Raw genomic sequence first — 8605 nt, 5'->3', positions numbered from 1 at the left:
GAGCCGGGACGGGCGAGGCGGACCGCGCCCACCAGCGAGACGAACGGCACCACCAGGCCGAAGACGGCCACCCGGGCCTTGCCCTTGGCGAGGGCCAGCAGTGCGAGGCCGAAGTGCACGACGACCGTGACGGCCACGGTGCCCCGGCCCTCCCGGTCGCCCTCGTCGAGGCCGTCCACCCCGAACGGCAGGAACCCCGCGAGCAGCAGCCCGGCCAGGGCTGCGGTGATCGCCACCACCTCGACGCTCTTGCGGCCCGCCTCCGACCAGTAGACGTCCGCCAGATGAAGGATCAGCGCGAACTCGTCCAGCACCAGTCCTGCGCCCACCCCGAAGACCACCGCGGCGGCCCAGGCGCCGAACCCGTGGTCGCCGCTCGCGACCGCGGCGAAACCGCCGGCCACAGTGAGCACCACCCCGGGCACCACGTGGTGGACGTGCACGCCGCCGCCGGTCTCGACGTTGCGGAACGGTCCCCGGCCGGCCCGGATCATCCGGGTCACCAGCCGGGTGACCGCGAAGGTGACCACGAAGGCCGTGAGGGCGAGCAGCAGGGGGAGCTTGCCGGGCTCGACGATGTTCCGGTACAGCCAGTGACCCATGACGGGACTCTATGTCGACATGTCCGCTCTTTCCCGGTTCCGCGGGCGCGTCGGCGCCACCGGCCGGGCCATATGATGATCACGCCGACGAGCGGCGACGACCAGGGAGGACCCCCATGACCGGCGGACCGCTGAGCATCGCCGTCGCGCAGCCGCGCACCGTGGCCCACGACGTGGCGGGCAACGCCCTCGCCCACGCCGAGGCGGTGCGAGCGGCGGCCGCGAGGGTCGTGGTGTTCCCCGAGCTCTCCCTGACCGGTTACGAACTGGACGCCGCCCTGGTCGGGCCGGACGACGAGCGGCTGGCCCCGATCGTCGCCGCGTGCGCCGGGACAGGCACCCTCGCCCTGGTCGGCGCACCGGTCCCCGGGCCGCACATCGGAGTCCTCGCGGTGGACGGCGACGGCGCCCGGGTGGTGTACGGCAAGACGCATCTGTACGGTGCCGAGGCCGACCGCTTCCAGCCCGGCCGGCCGACGGTGCTCGAGGTCGACGGGGTCCGGCTGGGTCTCGCGGTCTGCCGGGACACCGGACTGCCCGAGCACGCGGCGGCCACCGCCGCCCTCGGCATGGACGGCTACGTGGCAGGCGTGGTGCACTCCGACACCGAGGCCGAGGTGCACGGCGAGCGGGCCCGCCGGGCCGCCGCCGCCCACGGCGTCTGGGTCGCCACCGCGGCCTTCGCTGGGCCCACCGGCAGCGGCTTCGACCGCACCTCCGGACGATCCGGCGTCTGGGCGGCCGACGGGTCCCTCCTCGCCGAGGCGAGCGACCTGCCCGGCGACTTCGCCAGGGCGGTCGTTCCCGCGCGCGGCAACGGCTAGAGTCCGGACGGAGCCCGCCGCCCGGCGGGTGGACAGGGGGAGAGCCATGGCCAAGGTCGCCGTCAGCCTGGACGCCGAACTCGTCGTGGAGGTGATGGTCCTCTCCGGGGCCGGCTCCCCGCAGGACGCCGTCGAACTGGTGGTCCGCGACTACATCGCCCGCGGCCACCGCACCGAGGCGCGCACCGAGCTGAAGGACGAGCGGCTGCGGGAGATCGATGCCAAGCCGCAGGATCCCCAGGGCTGAGCCCCGGTTCCGGAGGCGAAATGGGGCCGGCGCGCCGAAGGCATCGGCCGCCCCGCGCCTCGGCCCGGGGTGGCCGCCCCGCGCCTCAGCCCGGGGACACGAACCCCGACTCGTACGCGGCGATGACCGCCTGCGTGCGGTCCCGCACGCCCAGCTTCGCGAGCACCCCGCTGACATGGGACTTCACCGTCTCGGTGCCCACCACCAGCCGGCCGGCGATCTCCGCGTTGGACAGGCCGCGGGACATCAGCCGCAGCACCTCCGCCTCCCGCTCGGTCAGCTCCGCGCGCTCCAGCCGGGCCCGCGCCTCGGCGTTGCCGCTCGTCGCCCCGTACTCGGCCGCCAACTGCCGTACCGCCGCCGGGAAGAGCAGCGAGTCGCCCTCGGCCACCACCCGTACCGCGCCCACGATCTCGGCGGGCCGGGCCCTCTTCAGCAGGAAGCCGTCCGCGCCCGCGCGCAGCGCGCCGTAGACGTATTCGTCGTTCTCGAAGGTGGTGACCACCAGGATCTTCGGCGGATCGTCGACCGACCGCAGCACCGCGCGGGTCGCCTCGATGCCGTCCATCAGCGGCATCCGCACGTCCATCATCACCACGTCCGGGCGCAGGCTCCGCACCAGCGGGATCACCGCGGCGCCGTCCGCCGCCTCGCCGACCACCTCGATGCCCGGCCCGGCCTCCAGCACGGCCCGCAGGCCCATCCGCACGAGCGGTTCGTCGTCGACCAGGAGCACGGTGAGCGGCATCGGCACAGCGTAGATCACCCGGTCGGCAGGTCGACCCGCAGCACCCACAGCCCCTCCTCGGGCCCGGCGGACGCCTCGCCGCCCAGCAGCGCGGCCCGCTCCCGTATGCCGCGGATGCCGGTGCCGCCGCCGCGCAGCCCGGCCGTTCCCCCCGCTTCGGGCAGCGGGTTGCGGACCTCCATCCGCAGCCGGGCCCCTTCCACCGCCAGCCGCACGCCCACCGGCAGCGACCCCGCGTGGCGCACCGCGTTGGTCAGGGCCTCCTGCAGCATCCGGTACCCCTCCCGGGAGACGGGCCCCGACACGGTGTCCAGCGGTCCCGCCACCTCGGCGTCCACCCGGGCGCCCGAGGAGCGGGCCGACTCCAGCAGCCGGTCCGCCTCTCCCAGGCCGGGCCGGGAGCCTGCCGGGCGCTCCGGGTCGCGCAGCACCAGCAGCACCCGCTCCAGGTCTTCCAGCGCCGCCCGGCCGGTCTCCTCGATGGCGCCCAGCGCCTGCTCGGTGAAACGGGCGTCGCCCGCGGCCCGTGCCGCCCCCGCCTGCACCACCGCCAGGGTGAGCGCGTGTCCGATGGAGTCGTGCAGCTCCCTGGCGATGCGGTTGCGCTCCAGCAACTGCTCGGTCCGCTCCTCCAGCCGGGCCAGCCGTTCCTTGGCGGACGGCCCCAGCAGCGCCCTGGCCGCCCGCGCCATCAGCGCGCCCGCCGCCGTGACGAAGGCGAGCAGCACGGCCAGGTCCAGCACGGCCAGCAGCCCGTACCACCAGGCGGTGCCGGGCATCCGGAACGCGGAGGAGACCCCCGGGTCGCCGAAGGCCGCCCCGACCAGCGACAGGCCCAGGCCGGCCAGCAGGTTGGACACCAGCGCGACGGCGCACCCCACCTCCAGCCGGAGCGCCAGCCAGACCGCGGTGCGCATCCGGTCGTGCCACGAGGCCGACGGCGCGGCGGAGACGCCGTGGTCGTCGCCCGCCCTGCCCGACCCGTCCCTGGCGTGCGGGCCGGGGAAGAGCATCAGCCGCGCCTGCAGCCCCTCGGCGGTACGGACCGCCGGGACCAGGACGCCGAGCAGCACCAGCAGCGGCGCCGGCTGCAGGTAGATCAGCAGCCAGTCGGCCGGGGTGGGGTCCACCAGCCCGGGGAAGACCAGGGCCAGCACGAGCGGCAGGATCACCGTGACCACCATGTGCAGCCACCGGGTGTAGGTGACGGCGCGGGTCAGCGGCCGAAGGAGACGAGGCACCCGGTCATGCTGTCAGAGGGACCGCCGCGGGCCCTCCCCCGCATGGGGGAGACGAACCCCTCCGGCCGGGGATGGCCCCGCACCCTCCCGGCGGCAGGCTGGGGACATGACCACGATCGAGCTGACCGCCCTGACCAAGGAGTACGGCGCCCGCCGAGCGGTGACCAGAGCGGTGGACGACCTCACCTGCACCGTCGAACCCGGCCGGGTGACCGGCTTCCTCGGCCCCAACGGCGCGGGCAAGTCCACCACCATGCGCCTGGTCCTCGGCCTGGACCGCCCGACCTCCGGCACCGCCACCGTCGGCGGCCGCGACTACACCACCCTCGCCACCCCGCTGCGCACCGTCGGCGCCCTGCTGGACGCCCATTCCGCCCACCCCTCGCGCACCGCCCGCGACCACCTGCGCCACCTCGCGGCGAGCAACCGCATCCCGGCGCGCCGGGTCGACGAGGTGCTGGAGGAGGCCGGGCTCGGCCCGGTCGCCGGGCGCCGGGTCAGGACCTTCTCGCTCGGCATGCGCCAGCGCCTGGGCATCGCCGCCGCCCTGCTCGGCGACCCGCCCGTGCTGATGCTGGACGAGCCGACCAACGGCCTCGACCCGGAGGGCTTCGTGTGGATACGGCAGTTGCTGCGCCGGCTCGCCGGGGAGGGCCGCACGGTGCTGATGTCCAGCCACCTGATGAACGAGACCTCCGCCGTCGCCGACCACCTGCTGGTGCTGGGCCGCGGGCGGCTGCTCGCTGACGTCGGCACGCACGCGTTCATCGACCGCAACTCCGCCGCGCGGGTCCGGGTCCGCACCAGTGACCCGGTACGCCTGCGGGCGAGCATGGCCGCCCGGGGCCACGCGATGCGCGAGGCGGAGAACGGCCGCTGGACCGTCGAAGGCGCCACGGCCGAGGAGGTCGGAGCGGTGAGTGCCAAGGAGGGCATACCCGTCCTCGAACTCACCGACCTCCGCGTGTCGTTGGAGGACGCCTACCTCGCCCTCACCTCCGCCTCCGCCCAGTTCGCCGCCGCGTCCCCGCGCACCACCACCAGCCCTCAGGAGGCCTGACCATGTCCGTCGCGACCGTCGCACCCGTGCTCCGCTCCGAGTGGATAAAGATCCGTTCGGTGCGGGCCAGTTGGGGCTCCCTGCTGGCCGTCCTCCTCGTCACGACGGCCCTCACCGTCCTGACGTACTCCACCATCGGCGAGGCCGAGGCGGCCGACGGGGGGCAGCAGGCGAAGGAGGCCTTCTACACCCTGAACTTCGCGCAGGTCGCCGCGCTGGCCTACGGGGCCACCGCCGTGTCGTCGGAGTACCGGGAGGGCGCCCTGCGGGTGTCGCTGGCGGCCGTGCCGCGCCGCGGACTCCTGTACGGGGCGAAAACCGGGGTGATAGCGGTCACCGCCCTGCTGGTGTGCGTCCCGACGACCTTCGTGACCTTCCTCGTCGGCCAGTCCTTCCTCGGAGACCACGCCATCGGCCTCGACCACCCGGGAGTGCTGCGGGCCTGTGTCGGAGGGGCGGTCTACCTGGTGCTGATGACGCTGTTCGCCACCGGTCTCACCTTCCTGCTGCGCAGCGCGGTCGGCACGCTGGGCATCCTGGTCCCGTTCGTCCTGGTCGGTTCCTTCGTGCTCGGGGACGCGGCCGGCGGGATCGGCGCCTACCTGCCCGACCGGGCGGGCAGCCACTTCTTCCGGGACACCCCGATGGGGCCGCTCGGCCCCTGGGAGGGCCTGGGCGTGACCGCCCTGTGGGCGGCCGCGGCGCTGGCCGCGGGCTGGTGGGCGGTGCGCCGCCGGGACGCCTGAGCGCCCGCGCGGCGGCGCGCCGCCGGGCGTCAGCGGCCGCCGGGCGTCAATGCAGGAACTTGAGCCCCACCACCCCGCCCACGATCAGGGCGAGACAGATCAGCCGGGCGGCGGTGGCGGGCTCGTGCAGGAAGAACATCCCGTAGAGCGCGGTGCCGACGGCGCCGATGCCGACCCACACCGCGTAACCGGTACCGATCGGTATCGAGCGCATGGCGAAGGCCAGCCCGCCCATGCTGAGCAGCAGGGCGACGGCGAAGACCAGGGAGGGGACAAGGCGGGAGAACCCGCGCGAGGCGTTCAGGGCGACGGCCCAGACGGTTTCGAGCAGTCCGGACACGATGAGCACGAGCCAGGCGGACACGGCGGTAAAACCCTTCGGACGAGGCGACAGAGGTCGTACGCCGTCTTGTCCTCACCGGGTACGGCGTCCTCGTCCGGGGCCGCGCGGGGCGACCGTGGCCGAGGCTAACACGCCCGGCGCGCCAGGGCCGCAGCCCTTGCCGGAAGGTGACGGACGACGTCCGAACCCGAGTGCTTGCGGGGCGGTGCGCGTCCGCGGCTCCAGTGCCCGCACCGCCCGGACGCCCGTGCGGGGCAGGTCACGGAGGGTGTGCGCGGGCGTCCGCCGGCCGATCGCACGCAGAGTCGGATTTCGGTCACGGGAAGGGGTGCCGAACACTACGATGGCCCGCCATGACCGAGACGAAGTGGGCACCGGACAGCTCTTCCGCGCGCCTGCAGGACACCCGCGCGTCCTACGACACCGTCGCCGAGGACTACGCCGCGCTGCTCTGCGACGAGCTGTCGCACAAGCCCTTCGACCGGGCGATGCTCGCCGCCTTCGCCGACCGGGTGCTGGCCCGGGGCGGCGGGCCGGTCGCCGAGCTCGGCTGCGGCCCCGGGCGCGTCACCGCCCACCTCCACCGGCTCGGCCTCGACGTCTTCGGCGTCGACCTCTCCCCGGAGATGATCCGCGTCGCCCGCCGGGACCACCCGGCGCTGCGCTTCGAGGTGGGCGACATGACGGCCCTCGACATGGAGGACGCCGCGCTGGCAGGCGTGTGCGCCTGGTACTCCACCGTGCACACCCCGCCCGAGGAACTCCCGCGCCTGTTCGAGGAGTTCCACCGCGTCCTGGCCCCCGGCGGCACGATGCTCCTCGCGTTCAAGGCCGGAGCGCTGCGCCGTAACCTCACCCACGCCTACGGCCACGACCTCTCCCTCGAGGTGCACTGGGCCAGGCCCGAACTGGTCGAGCGGCTGCTGGCCCGGGCGGGACTGACCGTGGAGGCACAGCTGGTCCGCGAACCGGACGAGCAGGAACGGGGTCCCCAGGGCTACGTCCTGGCCCACCGCCTGCCGGGGGAGGACCGGCCGCGCCGATGAGAAAGGCGTGGTTCCCGAGCGCCCGAGTGACGTGGTACACACGGCTGATCACAGTCCTGTCCGCCAACAGGAAGGTCGCTCATGTCCGCCACACGACGTCAGATGCTCGCCCGCTCCGGTGCACTCGGAGCGGGCATCGTGGTTTCGGGGGCCGTAGCGGAGCTGTTCTCCGCGTCGGCCGCCTCCGCCCTGCCGCTCACCGAGAACGGGTACGGCCCGCTGGTGCCCGACCCGGACGGCCTGCTCGACCTGCCGAAAGGTTTCCGCTACCGGGTGCTCTCCCGTGAGGGCGACGCCCTGCGCTCCGGGGAGGGCCCGGTGCCCTCCCACTGCGACGGCATGACGGCGCTGCCCGGCCGGAAGGGCGGCGTCCACCTCGTCCGCAACCACGAGAACCGTGTCACCGCCGCGCTCGGTGTCCCCACCGTCGACGGCCTGACCTACGACCCGGCGGCCAAGGGCGGCTGCACCCTGCTCACCCTGGACGGCCCCGGCGGCGCCGTCGTGGACGAGCGGGTCGCGATCGCCGGCACCGCCGTCAACTGCAGCGGCGGGCCCACGCTCTGGGGGACCTGGCTGACCTGCGAGGAGACCGAGGACAAGGCGGGGGTCGCCGGCTACGCCAAGGACCACGGCTTCATCTTCGAGGTCGACCCCGCCGACCCGCGGCGCAGCGGCGCGGTGCCGCTCACCGCGATGGGCCGGTTCCAGCACGAGGCGGTCGCCGTCGACCCCGTCCACGGCATCGTCTACGAGACCGAGGACGCCTTCATCGCCCCCTTCGGCCTGTTCTACCGCTTCCTGCCGCGCCGGCCCGAGGGCCGCCTCGGGTCGCTGCGCGCCGGCGGCCGCCTCCAGGCCATGCGGGTGCCGGACCTGCCCGACCTGTCCGTAGTCGACGAGCCGGGGGCGAGCTTCGGCGGCGTGGAGTGGGTGGACGTCCCCGACCCGCTGGCCGCGCAGACCCCCACCCGCCTGCAGGACTACGGCCCCGGCGGCGTCACCCGCGGACAGAAGCTGGAGGGCTGCTACTGGGGCGGGCGCTCGGTCTACTTCGTTTCCTCCTACGCCCGCACCGGCGAGGGATCGGGCGCCGACCACCACGGCCAGGTGTGGCGCTACGACCCGGGCGCCCGCCGCCTCACCCTGGTGATCGTCTTCGGTCCCGGGTCGGACGTCCAGCTGCCGGGCGATTCCCCCGACAACATCTGTCTGGCGCCCGGCGGTTCCCTGATGGTCTGCGAGGACGGCAGCGGGGGCCAGCACGTCTTCGGCGTGACGCGGCGCGGCCAGGTGTACACGATGGCGCGCAACGCCCAGAACATCGGCACCGAGGAGGCCCCGGAGTGGGGCGAGTTCGCCGGCGTCGCCTTCTCGCCCGACGGCGGGACCATGTACGTCAACTGCTACGACCCGGGCACCACTTTCGCGGTCACCGGCCCCTGGCGCAGGTAGCGCCCACACGGCCGGGGCGGCTCCACGGGCCGCCCCCGGCCGGGCCGCTGCGGCCCCGCTCGCGCACGGGCGGCGGCGCACGGGCCGCGGCGCACGGGTCGCGGCGGATGCCGGGCGGAAACGGTCTCGGGGAACGGGGCGCGGACCTCGCGGACCGGGAGACCGCGTGCTGCTCCTCCCTCACCTTCCGCATGACGGCGGGCTCCGCCACGGCGGGCGTCCCCGGCACGGACGCCGGCCGGTCCGGCGGCCCTCCGGTACGGCTGGAGATCACGGTGGACGCTGCCCACCAA

11 protein-coding genes and 1 riboswitch are annotated in these 8605 nt (G+C 74.6%); of the genes, 7 read left to right on the top strand and 4 right to left on the bottom strand.

Annotated features, from left to right (window positions below; all coding sequences use genetic code 11):
- Nucleotides 1-602, bottom strand: a 602-nt coding sequence (locus tag ACOV8S_RS22705) for a hypothetical protein (RefSeq protein WP_448319841.1), incomplete at its 3' end; no start/stop codon positions are given.
- A gap of 116 nt (nucleotides 603-718) precedes the next feature.
- Here ACOV8S_RS22705 and ACOV8S_RS22700 point away from each other — a divergent pair.
- Nucleotides 719-1426, top strand: coding sequence for a carbon-nitrogen hydrolase family protein (locus ACOV8S_RS22700; RefSeq protein WP_448319840.1), 708 nt, complete (start codon nucleotides 719-721; stop codon nucleotides 1424-1426).
- A 46-nt stretch (nucleotides 1427-1472) separates the two neighbouring features.
- Nucleotides 1473-1673, top strand: a complete 201-nt coding sequence (locus ACOV8S_RS22695) for a DUF2191 domain-containing protein (protein ID WP_351115934.1) — start codon at nucleotides 1473-1475, stop codon at nucleotides 1671-1673.
- An 85-nt stretch (nucleotides 1674-1758) separates the two neighbouring features.
- On the opposite strand, the gene ACOV8S_RS22690 is transcribed toward ACOV8S_RS22695, so the two are convergent.
- Both ACOV8S_RS22690 and ACOV8S_RS22685 read right to left on the bottom strand, forming a co-directional pair.
- Nucleotides 1759-2421: a response regulator gene (locus ACOV8S_RS22690; protein ID WP_448319837.1), complete on the bottom strand. Its 663-nt coding sequence runs from the start codon at nucleotides 2419-2421 to the stop codon at nucleotides 1759-1761.
- Between the two features lie 14 nt (nucleotides 2422-2435).
- Nucleotides 2436-3662, bottom strand: a complete 1227-nt coding sequence (locus tag ACOV8S_RS22685; RefSeq protein WP_448319835.1) for a sensor histidine kinase — start codon at nucleotides 3660-3662, stop codon at nucleotides 2436-2438.
- A gap of 106 nt (nucleotides 3663-3768) precedes the next feature.
- On the opposite strand from ACOV8S_RS22685, the gene ACOV8S_RS22680 reads away from it, so the two are divergent.
- Together ACOV8S_RS22680 and ACOV8S_RS22675 are read left to right on the top strand one after the other, a co-directional pair.
- Entirely contained in the window at nucleotides 3769-4722 is a 954-nt protein-coding gene (locus ACOV8S_RS22680) for an ATP-binding cassette domain-containing protein (RefSeq protein ID WP_448319833.1), read from the top strand.
- Nucleotides 4723-4724: 2 nt separating this feature from the next.
- Nucleotides 4725-5468 carry an ABC transporter permease gene (locus ACOV8S_RS22675; RefSeq protein ID WP_448319831.1) on the top strand — a complete coding sequence of 248 codons (744 nt, stop codon included), beginning with the start codon at nucleotides 4725-4727 and terminating at the stop codon, nucleotides 5466-5468.
- Between the two features lie 46 nt (nucleotides 5469-5514).
- On the opposite strand, the gene ACOV8S_RS22670 is transcribed toward ACOV8S_RS22675, so the two are convergent.
- Nucleotides 5515-5832: a DMT family transporter gene (locus tag ACOV8S_RS22670; RefSeq protein WP_448319829.1), complete on the bottom strand. Its 318-nt coding sequence runs from the start codon at nucleotides 5830-5832 to the stop codon at nucleotides 5515-5517.
- A gap of 34 nt (nucleotides 5833-5866) precedes the next feature.
- Nucleotides 5867-5930: riboswitch (guanidine-III (ykkC-III) riboswitch) on the bottom strand.
- A gap of 234 nt (nucleotides 5931-6164) precedes the next feature.
- Between ACOV8S_RS22670 and ACOV8S_RS22665 the strand changes: the two genes are divergently transcribed.
- The 3 genes from ACOV8S_RS22665 to ACOV8S_RS22655 form a co-directional block, all read left to right on the top strand.
- Nucleotides 6165-6857: a class I SAM-dependent DNA methyltransferase gene (locus tag ACOV8S_RS22665; RefSeq protein ID WP_448319827.1), complete on the top strand. Its 693-nt coding sequence runs from the start codon at nucleotides 6165-6167 to the stop codon at nucleotides 6855-6857.
- 81 nt (nucleotides 6858-6938) lie between these two features.
- Complete coding sequence (locus tag ACOV8S_RS22660) at nucleotides 6939-8312, top strand: alkaline phosphatase PhoX (protein WP_448319825.1); 1374 nt, start codon at nucleotides 6939-6941, stop codon at nucleotides 8310-8312.
- Between the two features lie 107 nt (nucleotides 8313-8419).
- Nucleotides 8420-8605: hypothetical protein (locus tag ACOV8S_RS22655; protein ID WP_448319823.1), on the top strand; the 186-nt coding region annotated here is incomplete at its 3' end.

The organism is Streptomyces sp. CO7 (assembly GCF_053474865.1).
Note: the sequence above shows the minus strand (reverse complement) of the source record. Positions and strands in the feature narration are given on the sequence as shown.

Bases quoted from the DNA above. Each gene is read 5' to 3' on its own strand.
- ACOV8S_RS22700 (WP_448319840.1), top strand. From the start codon at position 719: ATGACCGGCGGACCGCTGAGCATCGCCGTCGCGCAGCCGCGCACCGTG.
- ACOV8S_RS22695 (WP_351115934.1), top strand. From the start codon at position 1,473: ATGGCCAAGGTCGCCGTCAGCCTGGACGCCGAACTCGTCGTGGAGGTG.
- ACOV8S_RS22690 (WP_448319837.1), bottom strand. From the start codon at position 2,421: ATGCCGCTCACCGTGCTCCTGGTCGACGACGAACCGCTCGTGCGGATG.
- ACOV8S_RS22680 (WP_448319833.1), top strand. From the start codon at position 3,769: ATGACCACGATCGAGCTGACCGCCCTGACCAAGGAGTACGGCGCCCGC.
- ACOV8S_RS22675 (WP_448319831.1), top strand. From the start codon at position 4,725: ATGTCCGTCGCGACCGTCGCACCCGTGCTCCGCTCCGAGTGGATAAAG.
- ACOV8S_RS22665 (WP_448319827.1), top strand. From the start codon at position 6,165: ATGACCGAGACGAAGTGGGCACCGGACAGCTCTTCCGCGCGCCTGCAG.
- ACOV8S_RS22660 (WP_448319825.1), top strand. From the start codon at position 6,939: ATGTCCGCCACACGACGTCAGATGCTCGCCCGCTCCGGTGCACTCGGA.